Origin of the sequence: Streptomyces sp. NPDC058671, from assembly GCF_042716475.1 — a bacterium.
GTDB lineage: Bacteria > Actinomycetota > Actinomycetes > Streptomycetales > Streptomycetaceae > Streptomyces.
The window spans coordinates 174,078-197,130 of the sequence record NZ_JBHXSA010000008.1; the positions used below are offsets into that span (position 1 = coordinate 174,078).

Sequence of the window (23,053 nt, forward strand, 5' to 3'; positions counted from 1 at the left end):
GGAACGGCCCGGATGCTGGGACGGGGCGGTTCAGGAGCGCTTGACGAACGCCGCGCCCTCGGGGTTGCGGGACTTCAGGACCAGGTAGGACACACCGAGGATGAGGCCCCAGACCGGCGCGGCGTAGAGGGCGGTACGCGCACCCTCGTCGATGCCCATCATCACGATGACCATGCCGATGAAGAGGAGCGCGAACCAGCTGGTGTACGGGGCTCCCGGGGCCTTGAAGGTGGACTCGGGGAGCTGGCCGCGGTTCGCCTTGGCGCGGTAGCGGAGCTGGGAGACCAGGATCATGATCCAGGCCCACATGCCGGAGATGGTGGCGAAGGAGACGACGTACTCGAAGGCCTTGCCGGGGGCGACGTAGTTGATCCAGACGCCGACGAGCATCAGCGAGGCCGAGAAGGTCAGGCCGAGCAGCGGGGTGCCGCTCTTGGTGAGGCGGGTGAAGACCTTCGGGCCCTGGCCGTTGAGCGCGAGGTCGCGCAGCATGCGGCCGGTGGAGTACATGCCCGAGTTGCAGGAGGAGAGGGCCGCCGTCAGCACCACGAAGTTGACGATGGCGGCGCCGACGCCGAGGCCCATCTTCTCGAAGGCGGCGACGAACGGGGAGACGCCCGGCTGGAACTCGGTCCACGGGACGACCGACAGGATCATGATGAGCGCGCCGACGTAGAAGACGGCGATGCGCCACGGCACGGTGTTGATGGCCTTGGGCAGGACGGTCTTCGGGTCCTTGGACTCGCCCGCGGTGACGCCGACGAGCTCGACGGCGAGGAAGGCGAACATCACGATCTGCAGGGTCATCAGCGTGCTGCCGACGCCGTTCGGGAAGAAGCCGCCCTGGTTCCACAGGTGCGCGACGGTGGCGGTGTCACCGGCGTCGGAGAAGCCGACGGTGAGGATGCCGGCGCAGATCAGGATCATGCCGATGATGGCGGTGACCTTGACCATGGAGAACCAGAACTCCAGCTCACCGAAGAGCTTCACGGAGATCAGGTTGGCGCCGTAGAGGATGACCGTGAAGACCAGTGCGGAGATCCACTGCGGGATGTTCCACCAGTACGTCATGTAGGTGGCCGCGGCGGTGACCTCGGTGATGCCGGTGACGACCCAGAAGAGCCAGTACGTCCAGCCGGTCACGAAGCCCCAGAACGGGCCGACGAACTCGCGTGCGTACTCCGCGAAGGAGCCGGACACGGGGCGGTACATGAGCAGCTCGCCCAGGGCCCGCATGATGAAGAAGATGACCAGGCCCGCGATGGCGTACGCGAGGATGAGGCTGGGGCCCGCCTTGGCGATGGCCTTGCCGGCGCCGAGGAAGAGGCCGGTGCCGATGGCACCGCCGATCGCGATCATCTGGATCTGCCGGGCGCCGAGGCCTCGCTGGTAGCCCTCGCCGCCCTCCACGGCCCCGTCGGTGCCGTCGTGCTGCTTGTCGACCTGCACAGAGGTCATGGTGATGCGCCTTTCTCCATGCTGATCCGCGCGACTGCGAGTGCGTCTGCCGCGGATCAGATCCTGATCCCCCCGGATGTGGATGGAGTGCCACCGGCGGTCAGCCGGTCGGAGCGCCCTCGGGAACAGGGGTGGCGTCCCCGAGCGGTCGTGAAGATCTATCACGGGGCGGGACGTGATCGAGGGAGTCGCACGTGGCGCACGCCACGAAAAACGGCGGGCGAAAGGTACTCAACATGGCAAAGCGGACGCTCTGATAACGCATTCGTTATCCGGATTTGAGCGTCCGCTGAGCGAACACGGGGTGACTTCCGGTGTCGCCGCCGGACTCGCGTTACGACATCAGCGTCTCGATGAGGGACTCCTGGAGCGCCCCCAGCCAGAGGTACGCCATCACCATCGGCTTGCGCGGGTCGGAGTCCGGCAGGCGGTAGAGCTGCTCGCTCTCGTCGTCGTCGGTCACCTCGAGCCGCGTCCCGATGGTCAGCCGGAGGTCGTTGAGCGCCCCGAGCCAGGCCCGCGCCTCGTCCGCGCTCAGCTTCAGGACCGCACCGCCCTCACCGGCCGCGTCGGCGGACAGCGCGTCGAGGGCGCGCACCACGACGAGGGCGTCCTCGCGCTTGCGGGCGCGCAGGTCGTTCTCCGTGTAGCGGCGGAAGTCGGACGCCGCCGCCCGCAGCTCCTCGCTGTCGTTCCCGTACGCGTCGGGGAAGAGGCGCTTGAGCGCGGGGTCGGACGGCGGCTTGCTGGGGCCCTCGGCGAAGAGCGCGGCCAGCGGGTCCTCGTCCTTGGCCGGCTCGTCGCCCGGTCCGATCAGCTCCATGAGCTGGACGGCGAGGGAGCGGAGGATGGAGATCTCGACGTCGTCGAGGGCGACGGCCGCGCCGCCGCCGGGCAGGGTCTCGAAGTGGCCGGACATCAGAAGCGGTCCTGGGAGAGCGTCGCCCACAGGCCGTAGCCGTGCATGGCCTGCACGTCGCGCTCCATCTCCTCGCGGGTGCCGCTGGACACCACCGCGCGGCCCTTGTGGTGCACGTCGAGCATCAGCTTGTGCGCCTTGTCCTTGGAGTAACCGAAGTACGACTGGAAGACGTAGGTCACGTAGCTCATCAGGTTGACCGGATCGTTGTGCACGAGGGTCACCCAGGGCACATCCGGCTCGACGACGGCGGAGACCTCCTCGGCCGATTCCGTACGTTCGATCTCAATAGGCGCGACGCTCACTCACCCCATGCTGCCACCCCGGGGGGCCCGTCGCACAAACGGGTCGGGCCGCCCGCACACGGACGGCCTAGAAATCGTCACTCTGACGATTTCTGCGCTAGCATCGCTGACATGAACGCTGCGGACCTTGGGCTGCCGGTGGACGTGCCGTCGACCGCGCTCTTCACCGACCAGTACGAGCTGACCATGCTCCAGGCGGCCCTCGCCGCCGGCACCGCCGACCGGCGCTCCGTCTTCGAGGTCTTCACCCGGCGGCTGCCCGAGGGGCGGCGCTACGGCGTCCTCGCGGGCGTCGGCCGGGTCCTGGACGCCGTCGAGAACTTCCGCTTCGACCCCGCCGTCCTCGGCTTCCTGCGCGAACACGGCATCGTCGACGAGCCGACCCTGGAGTGGCTGGCCCGCTACCGCTTCTCCGGTGACATCTGGGGCTACCCCGAGGGCGAGGTGTACTTCCCCGGCTCGCCCCTGCTGCGCGTCGAGGGCTCCTTCGCGGAGTGCGTGCTCCTGGAGACCGTGATCCTCTCGATCCTCAACCACGACTCGGCCATCGCCGCCGCCGCCTCCCGCATGTCGGCCGCCGCCGGCGGGCGCCGCCTGATCGAGATGGGCGCCCGGCGCACCCACGAGCTGGCGGCCGTCGCCGCCTCCCGCGCCGCGTACGTCGGCGGCTTCGACTCGACCTCGGACCTCGCGGCGGGCTTCCGCTACGGCATCCCCACCGTCGGCACCTCCGCCCACGCCTTCACCCTCCTCCACGACAGCGAGCGGGACGCCTTCCAGGCGCAGGTCGACAGCCTCGGGCGCGGTACGAGCCTGCTCGTCGACACCTACGACGTGACCGAGGCCGTCCGGACCGCCGTGGAGGTGGCGGGCCCCGGGCTGGGGGCCGTCCGGATCGACTCGGGCGACCTGCTGCTCGTCGCGCACCGGGTGCGGGCGCAGCTCGACGAGCTGGGGGCGCGGGACACGAGGATCGTCGTCACCTCGGACCTCGACGAGTACGCCATCGCCTCACTGGCGGCGGCCCCGGTCGACGCGTACGGGGTGGGCACCCAGCTGGTGACCGGCAGCGGTCACCCGACCTGCTCCATGGTCTACAAGCTGGTGGCGCGGGCCGCGTCGGCCGACCTGAAGGCGCCCCTCGTGCCCGTCGCCAAGAAGTCCCTGGGCGGCAAGGCCTCGGTCGGCGGCCGCAAGTGGGCGGCGCGGCGGCCCGACGCGTACGGGGTCGCCGAGGCGGAGGTCGTCGGCACGGGTCCGGTGCCGCCGGAGCTCGCGGACCACCAGCTCCTGGTCGAGCTGGTCAAGGGCGGCGACGTGGTGGCCAGGGAGCCGCTGGAGGCCGCCAGGTCCCGGCACATCGCGGCCCGCGCGGGGCTGCCGATGTCGGCGATGCAGCTCTCCCGGGGCGAGCCGGTGCTCCCGACGGAGTACGTGTGACGCCGACGGAGTACGTGTAGGAAGCCCCGACCGGAGGATCGGGACGCCCCCTCCCGGTGGGAGGGGGAAGTCTCTAGGCTCGAAGCCACCCCTCCCCGACCCGCTAAGGACACCCGCCATGCACCGCGCATTGATCGTTGTGGACGTTCAGAACGACTTCTGCGAGGGCGGCAGCCTCGCGGTGACCGGCGGCGCGGACGTCGCCGCCGCCATCACGGACCTGGTCGGCCAGACGGCGGGCACCTCCTACCGGCACGTGGTCGCCACCCGCGACCACCACGTCGACCCGGGCGCGCACTTCGCCGCCGCGGGCGAGGAGCCGGACTACGTCACGTCCTGGCCGGTGCACTGCGTGGCCGGTACGGAGGGGGTCGGCTTCCACCCGAACTTCGCGCCGGCCGTCGCCAGCGGGGCGATCGACGCGGTCTTCGACAAGGGCGCGTACGACGCGGCCTACAGCGGCTTCGAGGGGCGCGACGAGAACGGGCGGACGCTCGCCCAGTGGCTGCGCGAGCGGGACGTCACCGAGGTCGACGTGGTGGGCATCGCGACCGACCACTGCGTCCGGGCGACGGCCCTGGACGCGGCCCGTGAGGGCTTCCGGACCCATGTGCTGCTCGACCTGACGGCCGGTGTCGCGAAGGAGACGACGGACCGGGCCCTGGAGGAGTTGCGGACGGCGGGCGTGGAGCTGACCGGCAAGCCCGTGGTGCCCCAGGGGCTCTAGGCCACGGATTCCCTCGGGAGGGACCGTACGGGGTGCCAGAGCTCCTGGGCGGCGCCGGGGGTGGATCTCCACAGCAGGCCGTCCGGGTGGTGCAGGACGGCCGTGACCTCGTCCGGCGTGGGGGGCTCGCTGTTGCCGCGGAGGTAGACCGCCCGCAGTCCCAGGTTCCGCAGCCGGGTCAGGGCGCGGGCGCGGTTCGGGGCGTGCACCAGGAAGCGGACGGTGACGCCGTCGCGGGCCGGGCTCGGCAGGCCTATCGCGACGACCACGCTGCCTCCGGGCAACTTGCAGAACCCTCCGCCGGGCATGCGGAACCACTCCCCCGTGGATCGACTGTCAATAAGAAAAGCGTCAGACGCACCTAAACACGATCGGCCGCCGCCCGCTAGTGGGGCGACGGCCGATCATGCTTTGACCTGCGGTTTTACCGGTTACTTGGTGGAGGGGCCCACGCGGACCGTGATCGTCTGGCCGTTCGACGGCTCCTTGACGACCTGGATCTTGGTGTTGGTGTCAGTTACCTGGACACCGGCGCGCTTGGTCTCCGGGAACCAGTAGGTGCCCTTCCGGTCGTCGAAGACCGGGTTGCCGCGCTGCGAGTTCACCCACGTCGGGACGTCCGCCTTGTGGAGCAGGAGGGAGTCCGTGCGGTAGGTGCCGAAGGTGGAGTCGTACGCCTGGACGCGGTTGCGCATCAGGGTGCCGTCCTTCCACTTCAGCGGGGTCGGGTGGGCGTCGACCGGAAGGATCAGACCCTGGCCCGGGTGGACCGCGGTGTTGTTGTCCTTCTGGGAGAGGTCCCACTTCCAGATGAGCAGACCGTTCTGGTACGGGTAGTGCTCGACCCAGCTGGACTTCTCACCGGCGAACCCGAAGTTGTACGGGCCGACCTTGAGGGTCGCGTCGTACGAGACGTACTGGCGGTTCTCCGCGATGTAGTACTGCTCGTACTCCTTGGTGAAGCCCTTGCCGACCCGCGAGAAGCCCTTCGCGGTCCAGCCGTTGTCACCGTTCTCGGCGTTGTCCGCGAAGACGGTGGCACCGTCGGCGGTCAGGGTGATGGCGTCGGCCGTGAAGCCCTTGCCGCCCGCGCCGCCGTCCGTCTGGTAGCGGAAGCGGAGGTCGAACTTCTTGCCCGCGTAGGCGTCGAGCCCGTAGACGAGCTTCTTGTGGGTGCCGGAGACGTCGGTCAGCGCCGGGGCGCCGCTGGCGTCGCGCGGGAGCGGCTTGCCGTCGGCGGTGCCGTCGAGGGCCGTCCAGCTGGCGCCACCGTCGGTCGACACCTCGGTGTAGAGGTAGTCGTAGTCGAGCTCGATGTCGTACCAGCCCTGGAGCTCCAGGGAGGCCGACGTCTTGCCCGTCAGGTCGACGGAGCGGGTCAGGGTGTTCTTGAGGTCGTCACCCATGTTGCTCCACCACTGCGACGCACCCTCGGCGGGCGCGACGACATCGGTGGTGACGGCCTTCTTCGGCAGCTCGACGATGAGCGCCTGCGGGTTCTTGGTGTTGTACTCGGCCACACCCAGCTTGTGCGTGGAGTTCCACGCACGGGCCTCGTCGGCCACCTTGGTGTAGTTGAGCCAGCCCAGCTGGAGCTTGTCCCAGGCGTTCATGTCGCCGGGCAGGTCGCCGATGGCGTCCTTGCCGCGGCCGAGCCAGGAACCGGACGACATCAGCGACCAGAAGCCGGTCGAGTTCTCGGCGCCGGAAAGGCCCGAGGTGTCGTACAGGTCCGGCAGGCCGAGGTCGTGGCCGTACTCGTGCGCGAAGACGCCGAGGCCGCCGTTCTCGGGCTGCATCGTGTAGTCGCCGACCCAGATGCCCGAGTCGCCGATCTGCGTACCGCCGGCCTTGTTGTGCGCCGGGCCGGTCTTGCCGGCGTTGGTGCCGTACGCGTACCAGCGGTGGGCCCACAGGGCGTCGCCGCCCTGGGCGCCGCCGCCCGCCGACTCGTCCTCGCCCGCGTGGACGATCTGGAAGTGGTCGATGTAGCCGTCGGACTCGTTGAAGTTGCCGTCGGCGTCGAAGTCGTACCGGTCCCAGAGGTCGTACTGGGCCATGTCGGCCTGGATCTGGGCGTCGGTGCGGCCCTTGGCCTTCTGGTCGGCGACGAAGGCGGTGACGCCGTCGCGGACCGCGTCCCAGACGTTGGCGCAGTTGCTGCTGCCGCAGTAGTTCGAGCCGTAACGGGCCTCGTTGTACTCGACCTTGACCCAGTCGGAGACGCCGCCCTCGACCGAGTAACGGCCGGACGAGGTCTTCTCGTAGTAGGTCTTCAGCGACTCCTTGGGCTGTCCCTTGGCGTCCTTGCCGGTGCCGAAGTACAGGTCCTGGAAGTGCTGCTGGTTGTAGTCCGCCTGCCAGGCCGTGGAGTTGTCCTTGGTGCGGTCCGGCTTGGCTATCTGGTTGTGCAGCGGGCCGGGCGTGCCGCCGAACTTCGGCTTCAGCTCGTCCGTGTCGTCGTCGGCGCGGTTCACCAGGGTGGTGGTGTCCACCTTGTCGCCGAACTCGACGAGGATCGTGAAGATCTTGTCGGTCTTCTCGCGGCCGAGCTCGACGTACTTCTTGCTGTCGAGCTTCACGACCTGCGAGCCGCCACGGCGCTCGACCTTGGCCTCGCCGCTCAGCACCTGCTCCAGGGCAGCCTTGCGCTGCTGCTCCTGCTGCTTGCTGAACGGACCGTCGAGGTCGTGGTCGACAGCCGTCTTGTCGGCTCCGTGCCCGTGTCCGTGCCCGTCACCGGCGCCGGGCGCCGGGTCGTGACGGACGTCGGCCGGTGTCACGCTGCCGTGATTGTCGGCCCAGGCGGTGGTGAAGGTCGAGGCGGTGGCGGCGGTAGCCGCGAGCGCCACGACGACTGCGGACGTTCTGATCGCCCGTCGTCTGTTGGTCACTTGATGTAGTCCTCCCCGGCGCCCGCGCTCTCGGACCGAAGGTGGGGTGTCCGTCCGGCGGGGTCGCGCGTCACAAGTGACGACATTCGACCGGAGGGAGACAAGAAAAGACAGATCTTGACTTGCACATACCAACTGCACTATGTGGGAGCGGAATTCCGATTATCGGACGAAAGAACGGCGCACACGCGGCGACAGATGGGACATTCGTGCCCCCGTGCGCCCCCCGTGCGACAGCACCGTGGGTAAGCTCACGCTTACCCGGCATCCGCCCCGGGCATCGAGCCTCGTAGAGTCGACCCGATGTCCGGAGGGACGGTATCCGTCATGCAGCGTCCGAACGCCGCGCAGCTCGCCTACGGTTCGGCCACCGTCGTGCTCGCGACCGTCGCCCTCCTGCTGCTGACCGGTACGACGACCACACTGGGCATCACGGTGATCAGCCTCGCCGGCCTGCTGCTCGGACTGCTCGTGACGGTGACGATGCCGGTGCGGACGACGGGCGTCAAGGTCACGGGAAGGGTTCCGGCGCCCCCGGGGAACGAAGAGGCCCGGATACCGACCGCACCCGTGGGCGCGGGGGCCGATACCCGGACCGGTTCGTGATCCCTCGTCCGTGAGGGCTCAGCGCGGTACGGAGACCACCACCGTCTTCGCCGCCTTGTCGTGCAGACCCTGCTTGTAGGGCTTGTCGACCAGGATCAGGATCAGGATCAGCAGCGGCCACAGGCAGGCGCAGCAGATCAGCGCGGGCAGCCACAGGACGACCGCGCGCAGCAGCGACTGGCTCATCGGGGGCGTCGAGCCGTCGTTGAGCATCGCGACCCGCAGCTTCATCAGCTTCTTGCCGATGGTCTGGCCGTTCCTCGCCGTCATCACGGTGTCGTAGGCGACGTACGCGACGATCGTGATGAGCTGGAATGCCAGCTGGCTGCCACCGTTCAGGCTGTTGACGGTGTCGCCGAAGTCGTTGCCGTTCTCGGTCGCCCGACTGTAGATGTCGAACGGGATGCCGATGATCGCCAGCGGGATCGCGATGATCAGCCAGTCGATGATCCTGGCGACGATGCGCTTGCCGGACTCGGCGAGCGGCGGCATCCCGGAGAGCGGATCCGTCCCGCCGTACCCGGCGCCGTACCCGCCTCCGTACGGGGGCGGGGGCGGCGGACCCTTGTCGTACGGGGAGCCGCCCGACGAGCCGTAGGGATCACCGCCCGAAGGGCCGTAGGGGCTCCCGTCCGAGGGGCCGTAGGGGCTCCCCGGCGGGGGGCCTCCCGGGGGCGGCTGGCCACCGGACGGGGGCGGCGGGGGCTCGTGGGGCCTCTTGAGGAACGGGTCCTCCTCGGGCGGCTGGCCGGGCGGCGGCTGATCGTTGCTCATGGGGGCAGTGCATCCCGGGCACGGCGCCCCCGCAAGGAATCGCCGCCCGTTCGGGGGACCCGGGCGTCCCGGGGCTCAGCGCGCCACGAAGGTGCGGGCCGCCTTGTCGTGCCAGCACTGGCGCCAGGGACGGTCGAAGAGGCACCACAGGACGTTGAGGACCCCGATGACCAACAGGCCCAGGACGCTGTAGACGAGCCAGCGGCGCAGGGACGCCCCGAACCGCGGCGGCTGGTGCGCCTCGATGTCCCGCACCTCGATCCCGCACAGCTTCTTGCCGAGGGTGCGGCCCCACCTGGCGGTGGGCAGAGCCTCGTACAGGACACCGATGACGAACAGGGAGGCCAGCGCGATGCCGAACTGGACGGAGGTGGTCCCGTCGAGCAGCCACACCTGGACGGTGACGCCGGACTGCCGGGCCGCCTCGATCTTGCTCTCGATGTGGTCGAGGGCGGCGGTCACGAACGGGAAGGACGCGCCGCCGACCAGCGCGCCCAGGACCACCGTGTCGATCAGCCGGGCGAACAGCCGCCTGCCGAGCCCGGCGGGACGCGCCGAGGCCTGCTCGCGGGCCGCCCGCACGAACAGGTCGTCGACGGGTGGCTTCCAGGGGACGACGGGCTGCTGCTCCTGAGGCTGGACCGGCTGCTGGGGCGCGACGGGCTGCTGTGCCTGCTGTGCCTGCTGTGCCCAGGAGGGTGCGGCGGGGGCGGGGGCCTGCGCGTGCTGTACGGGGGTGGGCGGCTGCGGCTGTACGGGGGCGGGCGCGGGGACGGGGGCGGTCGCCACGGGCTCGGGAGCGGGCTGCGGCTGCTGACGGGGCGTGGGCTGCCGGCGGGGGCGGGGATCGGGTGTCGGGGCGGGTGCGGGTGTCGGGGCGGGTGCGGGGATCCGTGTGATCGGCATCCCGCCGAGTCGCGCGGCTCCCCCGGTCGCCCCGGGGTCGGCCGCCCGTTCCGCGGCGGCCGGCTCCTCGGCGGGTTCACTCGCACCGGCGACCGGCCAGTCCGCCGGAGTCCGCGGATCGGGGGACCTGGGCGCGCCCCACGAGACCTTCTGGTCACGGTCGCCGCCGAAGCCGGTCTGGCGCGAGGTGTCCGCCTGCCAGGCGGAGGCGGGCTCCTGGGCGGCCGGCTCCTCGTCGAAGAAGACGGGCCCGGTCTCCTCCACCACCGGAACGGGCGCGGGCGCGGAGGCCTGGGCGGGGACGTGCGCGGCCGCCGGGAACGACCGCTCGGGGCGGGTCTCCCGTGCGGGCTCCGGACGGGCCTCCCGTACGGGCTCGGGCTCCGGGTGGGCGGGGGCGGGCCGGGGGCCGACCGGCGCGGGTGCCGGGCCCGAGGCCAGGAGCGGGCCGGCCGGGACCGCCGAGGCGGGCGGATGCGCCGGGACCTCGCCCTCCGAGGGCGCGGGCCGACTCGTACCCGGGACCCAGGCGCCCCCGTTCCAGTACCGGATGTACCCGGGAATGGACGGGTCCGGGTAGTACCCCGCCTGCGGTACCTCTTCGCCGCCTCCAGGAGGAGTAGCCACTGCCCCGACTCCGTTCAGTCACAACGCCTTTGATCCTCGCGGCCGCGTGCCGGGCGTGCCGCGCCCAAGGAGGACAGTAACGAAGAACGTCCCCGAGGGGACGAGGAGCCCGCGAGAAAGCCCCGCCTTCGGGCGACACGTACCGGAATCGGTCACTCATGGTGATGTTCGGGCCGTTGCCTCCGCCCCGGGGGGATCCCCGGAAGACCCCGGAAGGAACGCCAGGACGAACTTGCCCGGAAAAACCTTCCCGAAGTCGCGTAATGAGCCGTGGGCACCGCGCTCTCTCCTGGTGAAGGCCCGCTCGGGGCCGGTCCGCGAAAGGAAGTACGGCCATGCAGAACACCGACAACACCACGGTCGAGCGCGAGCTGGAGCTGAAGATGGTGCTCTCGCCCGAGCGCGCGGTCCCCGTGCCCGCCCGGCTCGCCTACCGCACCGACGACCCGTACGCCGTCCACATCACCTTCCACGTCGGCACGGACCACCCCGTCAACTGGACGTTCGCGCGCGAACTGCTCGTCGAGGGCGTCTTCCGGGCGTGCGGCCACGGGGACGTGCGCATCTGGCCCACCAAGGTCGACGGCCGTGGCGTCGTCCTGATGGCGCTCTCCTCCCCCGACGGCGACGCCCTGCTCGAAGCCCCGTCCCCGCAGATGTCCGCCTGGCTGGAGCGGACCCTGCACGCGGTGCCGCCGGGCACCGAGTCCGAGCGGCTCGGCATCGACGACGGTCTCGTCGAGCTCCTGGCGACCACCGTGCTGACCGACGAGCTGTGGCTGCGCGACCCGTGGCCGTCGGACGAGTCGCAGGACGGCGAGCTGTGACCCCGAAGCGGTGCTGCCCGTGACCCTGACGCCCGTACCGGGGTCGTCAGAACAGCTTTCCGGGATTGAGCAGGCCCAGCGGGTCGAACGCGGCCTTGATGCCCCGCTGGAGTTCGAGGCCGACCGGCCCCAGCTCCCGTGCCAGCCACTCCTTCTTGAGGACGCCCACACCGTGCTCGCCGGTGATGGTGCCGCCGAGCGCGAGCCCGAGCGCCATGATCTCGTCGAAGGACTCCCGGGCGCGCCGCGACTCGTCCTCGTCGGTGTGGTCGAAGCAGACCACGGGATGGGTGTTGCCGTCCCCGGCGTGCGCGCAGACGCCGATGGTGAGCCCGTACTTCTCGGCGACGGCCGCCGTGCCCGCGAGCATCTCCGCGAGCCGCGTCCTCGGCACGCACACGTCGTCGATCATCGTCGCGGACTTGATGGTCTCCAGGGCGGTGAGGGAGAGCCGGCGCGCCTGGAGGAGGAGTGCGGACTCGGCGGCGTCCGCGGCCGGGACGACCTCGGTGGCGCCCGCCGCCGCGCACAGCTCCCCGACGGCGGCCAGATCGGCTGCCGGGTCCGGGGTGTCGAACGCGCACAGGAGCAACGCCTCCGTGGTGTCGGGCAGACCCATGCGCGCCATCTTGTTGACGGCCTGGACCGTGGTGCGGTCCATGAGTTCGAGGAGCGACGGGGTGTGGCCCGCCTCCATGACCGTGCAGACGGCCGCGCAGGCGGCGTCCGCGGAGGGGAACTCGGCGGCGAGCACGAGCTGGACCGGGGGCTGCGGCCTGAGGGCGAGCACGGCCCCCACGACGATGCCGAGGCTGCCCTCCGAACCGACGAAGAGCCTGGTCAGGTCATAACCGGCGACGCCCTTGGCGGTGCGGCGGCCGGTGGTCAGGAGCCGGCCGTCGGCGAGGACGACGTCGAGACCGAGGACGTACTCGGCGGTCACCCCGTACTTCACACAGCACAGGCCGCCGGAGGCCGTGCCGATGTTCCCGCCGATGGTGCACGTCTCCCAGCTGGACGGGTCCGGCGGGTAGGAGAGGCCGTGTTCGGCGACGGCCCGTGACAGCACGGCGTTGACCACGCCCGGTTCGACGACGGCGATCCGGTCGACCGGGTTGATCTCCAGGATCCGGTCCATCCTGACCAGGGAGAGCACGATGCAGCCCTCGGAGGCGTTGGCGCCCCCGGAGAGGCCGGTACGGGCCCCCTGGGGGACGACGGGCACGCGGAGCTCGGTCGCGGTCCGCATGACGTGCTGGACCTGTTCGACGGTGCGCGGCAGCACGACGACCGCGGGGGTGCCGGCCGTGCAGAAGCTCGCCATGTCGTTCGCGTAGGAGGCGGTCACGTCCGGGTCGGTGAGCAGCGCCTCGGCGGGGAGCCCGGCGCGCAGCCGCGTCAGAAGATCGTCCATGCGTCCAGCGTGGCACCCGGGGCCAACTGTGTGAACCCGCCGGGGCGGGCGCTTCGTGTGCTCTTCGTACAGGCGCGTGCGGGCGCACAGTGAGCGCCATGAAGACGCAGAACGTGTCGAGGACGGTCCTCGCGGCCGGAGCGGGCGCGGTGCTCGCGGCGACGGCACTCCTTTACGTCCCCGAACTCCTCGGCCAGGGCCCGCCACCCCCGCCCGGCCCGGCGGAGCGGGCCACGATCGCGGCCCACGCGGGCGCGCAGGCCGCGCTGCCGGACCTGGCCGCGCTGATCACGGACCGGGAGAAGTGGCTGCGCGGGCACCCGGACGACGACGCGTCCTGGGCGGAGCTCGGAGCGGCGTACACCGAACGGGGTAGCCGGCTCGGCGACGCACGGGACTATCCGCGGGCCGAGCGGGCCCTGCGTCGCTCCCTCGCCGAACGGCCCGCAACGCGCGGCAACCTGAGCGCGCAGCTGGGCCTGGGGGCGCTCGCGGGGGCACGCGGCGACTGGAGGACGGCGAAGGAGTGGGGCGAGCGGGTACGCAAGGCGGACCCGCGGCGCTGGCCCGTGTACCCGGTCCTGATGGACGCGTACAACGGCCTCGGGGACTACCCCGCGGCCCGGAAGGCGATGGAGACCCTGGAGGGGCTCCACGCGGGCGCGGTGGTGCGCACCCGGGCGTCCGGGACCTACCGCGACCGGGGCTGGCGCGAGGACGCGGACGCGGCTGCCCTCGACGCGGCGGCGCTCGCCGAGACGGACGCGGACAAGGCGGCGGCCCTCACGCGCCTCGGGGACCTGGCGTGGGAGCGGGGCGAGCCGGACGAGGCGCTGGCACGGTACGGGGCGGCGCTGCGGCTCGTACGGGACCACGGGCCCTCGCTCGCGGGCCGGGCGAGGGCGCTGGCGGCGCTGGGCCGCACCGACGAGGCGCTGCGGGACTGGCGGGCCGCCCTCGCGAGGCTGCCGCTGCCGGAGTACCTCCTGGAGGCCGGCGAGCTGTACGAGTCGCTGGACCTGGAGGGTGACGCGCAGGCCCTGTACGAGCGGCTGCGGACCGGGACCTGGGTCCGGGGCGAGGTGCCGCTGGCGCTGCTCGACGCGGACCACGGCGACCCGGCGGCCGCGGTGACCCGGATGCGGGCGGAATGGGCGCGCGGGCACCGCTCGGTGCGGGACGCGGACGCGCTGGGCTGGGCGCTGTACCGGGCGGGGGAGCCGAAGGAGGCGCTGGAGTACGCGAGACGGGCCACGGACGAGGGACTGCGGAGCGCGCTGTTCACGTACCACCGGGGCGAGATCGAACGGGCGCTGGAGCAGCACGGGCCGGCGCGGCGCCACCTGGCGGAGGCGCTGCGGATCAACCCGTACTTCTCACCGCTGCTCGCGCGGGTGGCGACGGAGTCGCTGGCGGCGGTGGGCGAGCCACCGGACGAACTCCCGGAGGAGCTGCGGCCGGACGGGCTCCCGAAGGAGGTCGGTCCGAAACCGGCGAAGGCGACGGATGCGCCGAAGGCGGGACAGGCCTGAGGACGGCGGTCCGTGGGGCGGGCGCACGAGCCGGGCGAGGTGAACGCCCGAGGGCCCGGAGCGTGTGCTCCGGGCCCTCGGCGGCTGCGGCGGCGGGGGTTACAGGTTGCCGCGCTTCTCCTGCTCGCGCTCGATCGCCTCGAACAGGGCCTTGAAGTTGCCCTTGCCGAAGCCCATGGAGCCGTGGCGCTCGATCATCTCGAAGAACACGGTCGGACGGTCCTGGACCGGCTTCGTGAAGATCTGCAGCAGGTAGCCGTCCTCGTCGCGGTCGACGAGGATCTTCAGCTCCCGCAGGGTCTCGACGGGCACCCGGGTCTCGCCGGCCCACTCGCCGAGGGTGTCGTAGTACGAGTCGGGGGTGTCGAGGAACTGGACACCGGCGGCGCGCATGGACCGCACCGTCGCCACGATGTCGTTGGTGGCGAGGGCGATGTGCTGGACGCCCGCGCCGCCGTAGAACTCCAGGTACTCGTCGATCTGCGACTTCTTCTTCGCGATCGCCGGCTCGTTGATCGGGAACTTCACCTTGAGGGTGCCGTCCGCGACGACCTTGGACATCAGCGCCGAGTACTCGGTCGCGATGTCGTCGCCCACGAACTCCTTCATGTTCGTGAAGCCCATGACCTTGTTGTAGAAGCCGACCCAGTCGTTCATCCGGCCGAGCTCGACGTTGCCGACGCAGTGGTCGATGGCCTGGAAGGTGCGCTTGGCCGGCGGCTCGACGATGGGGTTCGCGGAGACGAAGCCCGGCAGGTAGGGGCCGGTGTAGCCGGAGCGCTCGACGAGGGTGTGGCGGGTCTTGCCGTACGTCGCGATGGCGGCGAGGACGACGACCCCGTGCTCGTCCTTGACCTCGTACGGCTCGGTGAGACCGGTGGCGCCGTGCTCGACGGCGTACGCGTACGCGGCTCGGGCGTCCGGCACCTCGATCGCCAGGTCGACGACGCCGTCGCCGTGCTCGGCGACGTGGTCGGCGAGGAAGCGGCCCCGGTCGGTGGAGACCTTGATGACGGAGGTGAACACGAAACGGGCGGCGCCGTTGGTGAGCACGTAACTGGCGGTCTCGCGGCTGCCGTTCTCCGGTCCGGAGTAGGCGACGAGCTTCATGCCGAAGGCCGTGGAGTAGTAGTGGGCGGCCTGCTTGGCGTTGCCGACGGCGAAGACGACCGCGTCCATGCCCTTCACGGGGAAGGGATCGGCCTGCCGCGCCGTGGAAGGGGTGTGATCGATGGTCTCAGTCATGGGAGCAGCGTCGCGCCGTCCGGCAAGGTGCGCAATAGTTCGCTGAGAGGCTGGTCAAGATGTACAGCGATCGGGCACCATCGGCGGGCTACTTGTACACGGTGACCATCAGGAGGCGCTCGTGGCGATCGATCATCTGGACGGCCGGCTGATCGTGCTGCTGGCACGGGAACCGCGCATCGGCGTCCTGGAGGCGTCGCGGCGCCTCGGGGTGGCGCGGGGCACGGTCCAGGCACGGCTGGACCGGCTCCAGGCGAGCGGGGTGATCCGGGGGTTCGGACCGCAGGTGGATCCGGCGGCCCTCGGCTACCCGGTGACGGCCTTCGCGACGCTGGAGATCAAACAGGGCCAGGGCGCGGACGTACGGGGCCATCTGGCGACGGTGCCGGAGGTGCTGGAGCTCCACACGACGACGGGCCACGGCGACATGCTCTGCCGGCTCGTCGCCCGCTCGAACGCCGACCTCCAACGGGTGATCGACAAGGTGGTGGCCTTCGAGGGGATCGTCCGGGCGTCGACGGCGATCGTGATGGAGAACCCGGTCCCCCTGCGGGTGATCCCGCTGGTGGAGCAGGCGGCGGGAGACGCGGGCCGAGGTCCGGCGTGAGGTCCGGCTGAGCCGGTGACCATCAGCACCGCGGCGGCACCGTCAGCAGGTCGGGACCTTCGACTCCTGGCCCTGGCCCAGGGACCGGAGGGACTCCACCGCGTCGTCGAGCGCGGTGACGGGGACGAGCCGCAGGCCCTTCGGCAGCTCGGACTCGGCCTCCGAGCACTCGGCCTTCGGTACGAGGAACACGGTCGCCCCGTCCCGCGCCGCGGCCTGGGTCTTGAGGGACACCCCGCCGACCGCGCCGACGGTGCCGTCCGCCTCGATCGTGCCCGTACCGGCGACGATCCGGCCGGCCGTGAGGTCTCCGCCGTCACCGTCGCCGGCGAGCTTGTCGACGATGCCGAGGGAGAAGAGCAGCCCGGCGCTCGGCCCGCCGATGTCGGCGAGGTGCAGGGTCACCTTCACCTCGGCGGGATCCTTCTTCAGGTACCCGAGGGCGGCGAGGGCGGCCGCGTCCTGCGACTCCTTCATCTGCCCGAGGTTGTGCCTCTCGATCTCGGCGTCGGACTTCCCCGACGGGTAGACGGAGTCGTGCGGCAGCACGGCCCGGTCGGTACGGAACCAGGCGTCGGCCACGTCCCCGAGGCCGACGTCCGTGGACGGCCCGGTCGCCACGATCGTCGTCATCCGCAACTGGCCGTCGGTGGCGCGGACGGGCGCACCGGTGATCGTGATGACCTCACGCCCCTTGTCCTTGCCGAGCACGTCGGCGGTGGAGCCGGGCTGCGCGATCGCGTACGGCAGCGGCGCGAACCCGACGACGGCGAGGAGCGCGGCGACGGGCAGGGCGCAGAGAGCGAGCGCGCGGGGGCGGGAGAGACTGGAGAGCACGGCCCCAATCTACTGGGACGCGAGGGGCGGAGGCCCCGGGGGCGACGGAGCCGCGCTCCTGTCCGGGCCCTCCTCCCCCTGGGACGGGGGCGCCCACCCACGGGAGCACGACCCCGCACCTGGCCGCCGTACGACCTAGCGCAGCGCGTCCGCGACCTCTCTCGCCGCGTCCACCACCCTCGGTCCCACGCGTTCCGGCACCGCGTCCGCGAGCATCACGACGCCGACACTGCCCTCGACGCCGGTGACGCCGACGAGGGGTGCGGCGGCGCCACTCGCGCCGGCCTCCAGTTCGCCGTGGGTGAGGGTGAAGCCGGGTTCGGTCAAACCGCCCTGCCGGGCCGCGAGGATCGCCCGGCCGGCCGCGCCACGGTCCAGCGGGTGGCGGAAACCGGCTCGGTAGGCCACGTGGTAGTCGGTCCAGGTCGGTTCGACGACCGCGACCGCGAGCGCCTCCGCCCCGTCGACCAGCGTGAGGTGGGCCGTCGCCCCTATGTCCTCGGCGAGCGAGCGCAGCGCGGGCAGCGCGGCCTCCCTCACCAGGGGGTGGACCTGGCGGCCGAGCCGCAGCACACCCAGGCCGACGCGCGCGCGTCCGCCGAGGTCGCGGCGGACGAGGGCGTGCTGTTCGAGGGTGGCGAGCAGCCGGTAGACCACGGTCCGGTTGACACCGAGTTTGTTGGACAACTCGGTGACCGTCAGGCCGTGGTCGGTGTCGGCGAGCAGTTTGAGGACTCTGAGTCCCCGGTCGAGCGTCTGGGAGGTCTCCGCGGTCACGACGCCCTCTCCTTCGAAAGTGAGTGGTGGCGGGCTCCCACGGGGTTACGACGCCGGTCCCGTCGGCGACGCACGTCAGAGGCCGCCGGCAGGAAGGGGTACACCGGCTGCGCTCCGCGGCGGCGCTGCCACGGGGCGTTTGCTTTTGAGCCGGGACAGTAGCGACCCGCTCCGCTCAGCGGAAGACCTCGTCCAGAATCCGGGCGTCGGCGGCCGGATCGAGACGGTTCGGGACCTTCGTCGGTCACCAGCGGGACTTCGGCGGACAAGATCGGCTTTGTCGTGCCCTGGTGGGGAACCGCGCGGGGGCGGCCGTGGGGGCCGGTCGGCGCTGCCGGTCCGGCCCGGCGGGGTGCCGCTACGGCCGGCGCCGGTGCGGCGGGGTGCCGCTACGGCCGGCGCCGGTGCGGCGGGACGGCCGAGGCCCGTACGAACGTCGTCGTACGGGCCTCGGCCGCTCATCAGGACTGGGCGGGCGTCACCGCATCCGGGTCGCCCACTCCTGCACCTTCTTGATGCGTTCCCGGATCTGGCCGGCGGTCGCCTCCGCGCTCGGCGGCCCGCCGCACACCCGCCGCAGCTCGGTGTGGATCACGCCGTGGGGCTTGCCGGTCTGATGGACGTACGCGCCGACCATCGTGTTGAGCTGCTTGCGCAGTTCGAGCAGTTCCTTGTGGGAAACGACGGGACGCCGCTCGGCGGGAAGCTCCAGCAGGTCCGCCTCCGTGTCCGGCTTCTTGCGGCTGTGCGCGATCTGCCGGGCCTGCCGCTTCTGCAACAGGAGCTGGACCTGATCGGGTTCGAGGAGACCGGGGATGCCGAGGTAGTCCTGTTCCTCGGCGCTGCCGGGGTGGGCCTGCATGCCGAACTCGGCGCTGTTGTACAGCACGCGGTCGAAGACGGCGTCGGACTCCAGGGCCTCGAAGGGCAGCATGTCCTGCTCACCGGTGTCCTCGTCCTGCTGCCTCTCCGCCTCCGCCATCTCCTTCTCGGACTCGGCGTACGGGTCCTCCTCGCCCTGCTTCTTGGGCTTGTCGAGGACGTGGTCGCGCTCGACCTCCATCTCGTTGGCGAAACCGAGGAGGCTGGGGATCGTGGGAAGGAACACGGAGGCGGTCTCGCCGCGCCTGCGGGAACGCACGAAACGCCCCACGGCCTGCGCGAAGAACAACGGCGTCGAGATCGTCGTCGCGTACACGCCGACGGACAGGCGGGGCACGTCGACGCCCTCGGACACCATGCGGACGGCGACCATCCAGCGGTCGGTGCTCTCGCTGAACTCGTCGATGCGGTTCGAGGCGCCGGTGTCGTCGGAGAGGACGACCGTGGGCCTCGTGCCGGTGATCTCGCGGATCAGCTTGGCGTACGAGCGGGCCGAGTCCTGGTCGGAGGCGATGACGAGGCCGCCCGCGTCCGGGATGGACTTGCGGACCTCGGTCAGCCGCTGGTCGGCGGCCCGCAGGACGTTCGGCATCCAGTTGCCGCGCGGGTCGAGAGCCGTGCGCCAGGCCTGCGAGATCGCGTCCTTGGTCATCGGCTCGCCGAGGCGGGCGGCGATCTCGTCACCGGCCTTGGTGCGCCAGCGCATGTTGCCGCTGTAGGAGAGGAAGATGACGGGCCGCACGACTCCGTCGCCGAGGGCGTTGCCGTACCCGTAGGTGTAGTCGGCGGCGGACCGCCGGATCCCGTCGTTGCCCTCCTCGTACGTGACGAAGGGGATCGGGTTGGTGTCGGAACGGAACGGGGTGCCGGTGAGCGCGAGCCGCCGCGTGGCGGGCTCGAAGGCCTCAAGGCACGCCTCGCCCCAGGACTTCGAGTCTCCGGCGTGGTGGATCTCGTCGAGGATGACGAGGGTCTTGCGCTGCTCGCAGCGGTTGCGGTGGAGCATGGGCCGGACGCCGACACCCGCGTAGGTGATGGCGACGCCGTCGTACTCCTTGCTCAGCGGCCCGGCGCTGTACTCCGGGTCCAGCTTGATGCCTATCCGCGCGGCGGCGGCGGCCCACTGCTTCTTGAGGTGCTCGGTCGGCGCGATGACGGTGATCTGCTGCACGACGTGGTGGTGCAGCAGCCACGAGGCGAGGGTCAGCGCGAAGGTGGTCTTGCCGGCGCCGGGGGTGGCGACGGCGAGGAAGTCACGGGGCTGCTCCTGGATGTACTTCTCCATGGCGCCCTGCTGCCAGGCGCGCAGCTTGCCGGCGGTACCCCAAGGGGCCCGTCCTGGGAAGGCGGGAGAGAGGTGATGGGAGGAGGTGGTGGTAGTAGTCACGATCTCCGGGTTCGACGCTCGTCCAGATATGACAACCGGGCCACCTTACCGGCGGCCCGGCGGGAACCTCGTACGAAACAGGCCGGGGGTGCGCCGGGTGCGATTCAGCTCACGTCGCCGGGAACTCACCCCGCGCCCGTCGCGGACGACGGCCTCCTGGTCGTCGACACCGTGCCCGGCGACGATCAGGCCGTGCCCGGCGACGATCAGGCCGTGCTCGGCGACGATCAGGCCGTGCTCGGCCGAGAGATAGACGCGGGTTTCGCCTCCGCCTCGGCCCCCAGCCGTGTAGCGACCCACGCCCCCACCGCCGCCACCCCCGCCATCGGCAGGAAGACCGCCGCGAAGGCCGCCGGGTGGGAGCCCGTGGCCGCGTGGGAGGTGACCGCGTGGCCCACCGCGCCGCCGCCGAGGGCCGCGAAGGCGGCGCCGCCCCCGGCGAGGAGGAGGACGTTGGAGAGACCGTCGGAGATCTGCAGGGCGGCCGAGTTCGCGCCCACCTCGTCGGGCGCCGAGAGCTTCATGAGCAGCACGCTCGTCGAGGAGATCACCGCTCCCATTCCGAGGCAGCCGACGCCCCAGGCGGCCGCGAGCACCCACACCGGCACCGCCGTGATCAGCACGCTCGGCGCCACCGCGATCGCGAGCGCCACCAGGATCATGCCGAGGACGACGAGCCGCTCCCGGTACGGCTCCGTCCACGGCCGGGCCTGGACGTACGAACCGAGTGCCCAGGTGAGGCCGCCCAGGGCCAGGGACAGACCGGCCAGGGTGGGGCTGAGGCCCCGCTGGGTGACCAGCATCAGCGGCACGAAGGACTCGGCCGCGATGAACGCGCCGGCGGCGATCCCGCGCAGCAGGACGACGGACGGCAGGCCCCGGGCCGCCTGCCAGGTGCCGTGCGGCAGTAGGCCGCGGACGGTGGGCACCAGGAGGGCGACGCCCACGACGGCCGGGAGGAGGGAGAACCAGCGCAGCTCCTGGCCGCCGTACTGGAGGAGCGCCGCGCCCGCCGAGATGCCGAGCGCCAGCCGGATCCGGCGCCGGTCCCAGGGGGCGACGGGCGCGTCCGGGTCGGCGGGGCCGGAGGCGGTGCGGCGTATCGCGGGGAGGGCGAGGGCCAGCGGGAAGACGACGAGGGCGGGGATGCCGAGGAAGACCCAGCGCCAGCCGAGGTGCTCGGTGACCGTGCCGGAGGCGAGGGGCCCGACGACGGAGGGGACGACCCAGCTCGCGGCGAACGCGGCCATGATCGCGGGCCTGAGGTGCTCCGCGTAGGCGCGGCCGACGACCACGTACAGCGCGACGATGACGAGCCCGCCGCCGAGGCCCTGGACGGCCCGGCCGAGGATGAACAGCCACATGGCGCCGGCGGTCCCGGAGAGCAGCAGCCCGGCGGCGAAGGCGCTGATGCCGGCGGTCAGGGGGGCGAGCGGCCCGCTCCGGTCGGACCACTGGCCGGCGAGGACCATGCCGAAGAGGCTGGTGGTGAAGTACGCGGAGAAGGCGAAGGCGTAGAGGGACACGCCGTTCAGCTCGCGGGCGGCGACGGGCATGGCGGTGCCGACGGCGGTCGCCTCGAAGGCGATGAGCAGGACGACGGAGACGATGCCGATGCTGAGCGCCCGATGGCCGGGGTCGAGAACAGACCCCTTGGTGCCGTCGTCGGCGGCACGGGGTCCGGAGGTGTCGGCGACGGCATCGACGCCGGCGTCGGGTGTGGCGTCGGCGTCGGCGTCGCGGGGTTCGAGGGCGCTCATCCCCCCAGAGTAAGAGGTGAAGCGCCGAATGACCCCTGTCAGAAGTCCCGGTCCCGCTCAGCCCATGGACGGAGGACCGCGACGACTGTGAACGCCGTGTGGCAGCGGCATGGCAGTCGCATGGCACGGCCCCCGAACCCCTTGAGCCCCTCCCGCCCCCGCCCTACCGTCGTACTCGTCGCACCACACGACCGTGTGCCCGAGTGGTTGAGGGGCCGGCCTGCAAAGCCGGTTACGTCGGTTCGAATCCGATCACGGTCTCCAAGCGATCTCCGTCGGGGGATCTGCACAGCCGCCCGTCGGGTGTGCCACAGTCCGCCCATGAGGTCTCGCGACGATCCTCCTGGCGCCCTGATCACCCGCACGACGGTCCTGCTCATGTCGCAGCTGACCTCGACGGTGGAGATCGCCCAGGAGGGCTGAGGGGGGTGGGCTGCGGATCCTGCTGACTGCATCACTTCTTCTCAGTGAGGACCGGCTTCTCGGGAAGTCCCGCGTTGTTCTCGCAGCCCAGCTGCTTCACCACCGCCAGGCTGACGGAGTGCAGGATCGTGAGGTACGCCTCCCGGGTCGCGGCGTTGTTCGGCGGGAGGGAGTCGTCGCGACTCGCGCGCGCCTGAAGCATGCCCTTGATGCGAGCGGGCACCTCTCCGGAGTCCTTGAGCTGCGGGCTGGAGCACTCGAGGAACAGGTACGCCGCCTTGTTGTCCGTGCTCGCCTCCCGCCCCATCTCGTAGAAGTGCCTGCCGGGAAGCTTCTTCCCGGCGTAGAGGTCCTCGTCGCCGTGGTACAGGTTGAACTCGATCGCGAGGTCGGTCTTCCCCTCGACGGGCGCGATCTTGCACATCGCCGGGTGCGACGCCCAGCTGTCGGACTTCTCCTGGTCCCCGATCAGATCCCGCACGCTCTGCTGGAGTCCGCTGGTCGTCAACGGCTGGAACTTCCCGGTCTGCAGCACCGATTCGAGCGCCTTGGCGGCTTCCGGCGAGAGCGTGTCGTCACATTGCCGCGCGGCGGTGACCCGGGGTTCCTCGTCCTCGCCACCACCGCAAGCGGTGAGGAGGAGGCAGAGAGCCAGGCCGGCGGTGACGGATGTAAGCGTTCTTCCCATGGCGTTCCTCGTGGGCAT

20 protein-coding genes and 1 tRNA gene are annotated in these 23,053 nt (G+C 71.3%); 7 read left to right on the plus strand and 14 right to left on the minus strand.

Annotated elements, in window-relative coordinates; genetic code table 11:
* Positions 1 to 30 precede the first annotated feature (30 nt).
* The 3 genes from ACFWV2_RS12860 to clpS form a co-directional block, all read right to left on the minus strand.
* Positions 31 to 1,458, minus strand: a complete 1,428-nt coding sequence (locus ACFWV2_RS12860) for an amino acid permease (protein WP_384405026.1) — start codon at positions 1,456 to 1,458, stop codon at positions 31 to 33.
* A gap of 334 nt (positions 1,459 to 1,792) precedes the next feature.
* Positions 1,793 to 2,377: a DUF2017 domain-containing protein gene (locus ACFWV2_RS12865; RefSeq protein WP_384405027.1), complete on the minus strand. Its 585-nt coding sequence runs from the start codon at positions 2,375 to 2,377 to the stop codon at positions 1,793 to 1,795.
* The gene (clpS, locus tag ACFWV2_RS12870) at positions 2,377 to 2,682 is read right to left on the minus strand and encodes an ATP-dependent Clp protease adapter ClpS (protein ID WP_073807902.1); all 306 of its coding nucleotides are present in this window, start codon (positions 2,680 to 2,682) and stop codon (positions 2,377 to 2,379) included. Before clpS ends, ACFWV2_RS12865 begins: the two co-directional genes overlap by 1 nt.
* A gap of 111 nt (positions 2,683 to 2,793) precedes the next feature.
* Between clpS and ACFWV2_RS12875 the strand changes: the two genes are divergently transcribed.
* Positions 2,794 to 4,122: a nicotinate phosphoribosyltransferase gene (locus ACFWV2_RS12875; protein WP_384405028.1), complete on the plus strand. Its 1,329-nt coding sequence runs from the start codon at positions 2,794 to 2,796 to the stop codon at positions 4,120 to 4,122.
* A gap of 118 nt (positions 4,123 to 4,240) precedes the next feature.
* The gene (locus ACFWV2_RS12880; protein WP_384405029.1) at positions 4,241 to 4,849 is read left to right on the plus strand and encodes a nicotinamidase; all 609 of its coding nucleotides are present in this window, start codon (positions 4,241 to 4,243) and stop codon (positions 4,847 to 4,849) included.
* Here the strand turns inward: ACFWV2_RS12880 and ACFWV2_RS12885 are convergent.
* Positions 4,846 to 5,157 (minus strand): hypothetical protein, encoded by a 312-nt coding sequence (locus ACFWV2_RS12885; RefSeq protein WP_384405030.1) that lies wholly within the window; start codon positions 5,155 to 5,157, stop codon positions 4,846 to 4,848. The genes ACFWV2_RS12880 and ACFWV2_RS12885 overlap by 4 nt on opposite strands.
* Positions 5,158 to 5,280: 123 nt before the next feature.
* Complete coding sequence (locus tag ACFWV2_RS12890; protein WP_384405031.1) at positions 5,281 to 7,743, minus strand: immune inhibitor A domain-containing protein; 2,463 nt, start codon at positions 7,741 to 7,743, stop codon at positions 5,281 to 5,283.
* A gap of 327 nt (positions 7,744 to 8,070) precedes the next feature.
* Between ACFWV2_RS12890 and ACFWV2_RS12895 the strand changes: the two genes are divergently transcribed.
* Positions 8,071 to 8,349: a hypothetical protein gene (locus ACFWV2_RS12895; protein ID WP_384405032.1), complete on the plus strand. Its 279-nt coding sequence runs from the start codon at positions 8,071 to 8,073 to the stop codon at positions 8,347 to 8,349.
* Between the two features lie 18 nt (positions 8,350 to 8,367).
* Here the strand turns inward: ACFWV2_RS12895 and ACFWV2_RS12900 are convergent, their stop codons facing one another.
* A complete protein-coding gene (locus ACFWV2_RS12900; RefSeq protein ID WP_384405033.1) occupies positions 8,368 to 9,123 on the minus strand; it encodes an RDD family protein in 756 nt (251 codons plus the stop codon).
* Between the two features lie 75 nt (positions 9,124 to 9,198).
* Positions 9,199 to 10,656, minus strand: coding sequence for an RDD family protein (locus ACFWV2_RS12905; RefSeq protein ID WP_384405034.1), 1,458 nt, complete (start codon positions 10,654 to 10,656; stop codon positions 9,199 to 9,201).
* Between the two features lie 335 nt (positions 10,657 to 10,991).
* On the opposite strand from ACFWV2_RS12905, the gene ACFWV2_RS12910 reads away from it, so the two are divergent.
* Positions 10,992 to 11,483 (plus strand): SsgA family sporulation/cell division regulator, encoded by a 492-nt coding sequence (locus ACFWV2_RS12910; RefSeq protein WP_384405035.1) that lies wholly within the window; start codon positions 10,992 to 10,994, stop codon positions 11,481 to 11,483.
* A gap of 46 nt (positions 11,484 to 11,529) precedes the next feature.
* Here ACFWV2_RS12910 and ACFWV2_RS12915 read toward each other — a convergent pair whose 3' ends face one another.
* Positions 11,530 to 12,897: an FAD-binding oxidoreductase gene (locus ACFWV2_RS12915; RefSeq protein ID WP_384405036.1), complete on the minus strand. Its 1,368-nt coding sequence runs from the start codon at positions 12,895 to 12,897 to the stop codon at positions 11,530 to 11,532.
* A gap of 98 nt (positions 12,898 to 12,995) precedes the next feature.
* Between ACFWV2_RS12915 and ACFWV2_RS12920 the strand changes: the two genes are divergently transcribed.
* A complete protein-coding gene (locus ACFWV2_RS12920; protein WP_384405037.1) occupies positions 12,996 to 14,429 on the plus strand; it encodes a tetratricopeptide repeat protein in 1,434 nt (477 codons plus the stop codon).
* A gap of 99 nt (positions 14,430 to 14,528) precedes the next feature.
* On the opposite strand, the gene hppD is transcribed toward ACFWV2_RS12920, so the two are convergent.
* Positions 14,529 to 15,674 (minus strand): 4-hydroxyphenylpyruvate dioxygenase, encoded by a 1,146-nt coding sequence (gene hppD, locus ACFWV2_RS12925; protein WP_360784845.1) that lies wholly within the window; start codon positions 15,672 to 15,674, stop codon positions 14,529 to 14,531.
* 121 nt (positions 15,675 to 15,795) lie between these two features.
* Here hppD and ACFWV2_RS12930 point away from each other — a divergent pair, with 121 nt between their 5' ends.
* Positions 15,796 to 16,281 (plus strand): Lrp/AsnC family transcriptional regulator, encoded by a 486-nt coding sequence (locus ACFWV2_RS12930; protein WP_384405038.1) that lies wholly within the window; start codon positions 15,796 to 15,798, stop codon positions 16,279 to 16,281.
* Positions 16,282 to 16,323: 42 nt separating this feature from the next.
* Here ACFWV2_RS12930 and ACFWV2_RS12935 read toward each other — a convergent pair whose 3' ends face one another.
* From ACFWV2_RS12935 to ACFWV2_RS12950, 4 genes are all read right to left on the minus strand, one after another.
* Entirely contained in the window at positions 16,324 to 17,118 is a 795-nt protein-coding gene (locus ACFWV2_RS12935) for a S16 family serine protease (RefSeq protein ID WP_384405039.1), read from the minus strand.
* Between the two features lie 135 nt (positions 17,119 to 17,253).
* Positions 17,254 to 17,895, minus strand: coding sequence for an IclR family transcriptional regulator (locus ACFWV2_RS12940; protein WP_041129456.1), 642 nt, complete (start codon positions 17,893 to 17,895; stop codon positions 17,254 to 17,256).
* Between the two features lie 478 nt (positions 17,896 to 18,373).
* Positions 18,374 to 20,167, minus strand: coding sequence for a DEAD/DEAH box helicase (locus tag ACFWV2_RS12945; RefSeq protein WP_360785055.1), 1,794 nt, complete (start codon positions 20,165 to 20,167; stop codon positions 18,374 to 18,376).
* Positions 20,168 to 20,391: 224 nt separating this feature from the next.
* Entirely contained in the window at positions 20,392 to 21,924 is a 1,533-nt protein-coding gene (locus ACFWV2_RS12950; RefSeq protein WP_384405040.1) for an MFS transporter, read from the minus strand.
* 189 nt (positions 21,925 to 22,113) lie between these two features.
* On the opposite strand from ACFWV2_RS12950, the gene ACFWV2_RS12955 reads away from it, so the two are divergent.
* Positions 22,114 to 22,188: transfer RNA gene (locus ACFWV2_RS12955), tRNA-Cys, on the plus strand.
* A 190-nt stretch (positions 22,189 to 22,378) separates the two neighbouring features.
* On the opposite strand, the gene ACFWV2_RS12960 is transcribed toward ACFWV2_RS12955, so the two are convergent.
* Positions 22,379 to 23,035 carry a hypothetical protein gene (locus ACFWV2_RS12960; protein WP_384405041.1) on the minus strand — a complete coding sequence of 219 codons (657 nt, stop codon included), beginning with the start codon at positions 23,033 to 23,035 and terminating at the stop codon, positions 22,379 to 22,381.
* Between the last annotated feature and the right edge of the window lie 18 nt (positions 23,036 to 23,053).

Bases quoted from the DNA above. Each gene is read 5' to 3' on its own strand.
- ACFWV2_RS12860 (WP_384405026.1), bottom strand. From the start codon at position 1,458: ATGACCTCTGTGCAGGTCGACAAGCAGCACGACGGCACCGACGGGGCC.
- ACFWV2_RS12865 (WP_384405027.1), bottom strand. From the start codon at position 2,377: ATGTCCGGCCACTTCGAGACCCTGCCCGGCGGCGGCGCGGCCGTCGCC.
- ACFWV2_RS12875 (WP_384405028.1), top strand. From the start codon at position 2,794: ATGAACGCTGCGGACCTTGGGCTGCCGGTGGACGTGCCGTCGACCGCG.
- ACFWV2_RS12880 (WP_384405029.1), top strand. From the start codon at position 4,241: ATGCACCGCGCATTGATCGTTGTGGACGTTCAGAACGACTTCTGCGAG.
- ACFWV2_RS12885 (WP_384405030.1), bottom strand. From the start codon at position 5,157: ATGCCCGGCGGAGGGTTCTGCAAGTTGCCCGGAGGCAGCGTGGTCGTC.
- ACFWV2_RS12895 (WP_384405032.1), top strand. From the start codon at position 8,071: ATGCAGCGTCCGAACGCCGCGCAGCTCGCCTACGGTTCGGCCACCGTC.
- ACFWV2_RS12900 (WP_384405033.1), bottom strand. From the start codon at position 9,123: ATGAGCAACGATCAGCCGCCGCCCGGCCAGCCGCCCGAGGAGGACCCG.
- ACFWV2_RS12910 (WP_384405035.1), top strand. From the start codon at position 10,992: ATGCAGAACACCGACAACACCACGGTCGAGCGCGAGCTGGAGCTGAAG.
- ACFWV2_RS12915 (WP_384405036.1), bottom strand. From the start codon at position 12,897: ATGGACGATCTTCTGACGCGGCTGCGCGCCGGGCTCCCCGCCGAGGCG.
- ACFWV2_RS12920 (WP_384405037.1), top strand. From the start codon at position 12,996: ATGAAGACGCAGAACGTGTCGAGGACGGTCCTCGCGGCCGGAGCGGGC.
- hppD (WP_360784845.1), bottom strand. From the start codon at position 15,674: ATGACTGAGACCATCGATCACACCCCTTCCACGGCGCGGCAGGCCGAT.
- ACFWV2_RS12950 (WP_384405040.1), bottom strand. From the start codon at position 21,924: ATGAGCGCCCTCGAACCCCGCGACGCCGACGCCGACGCCACACCCGAC.
- ACFWV2_RS12960 (WP_384405041.1), bottom strand. From the start codon at position 23,035: ATGGGAAGAACGCTTACATCCGTCACCGCCGGCCTGGCTCTCTGCCTC.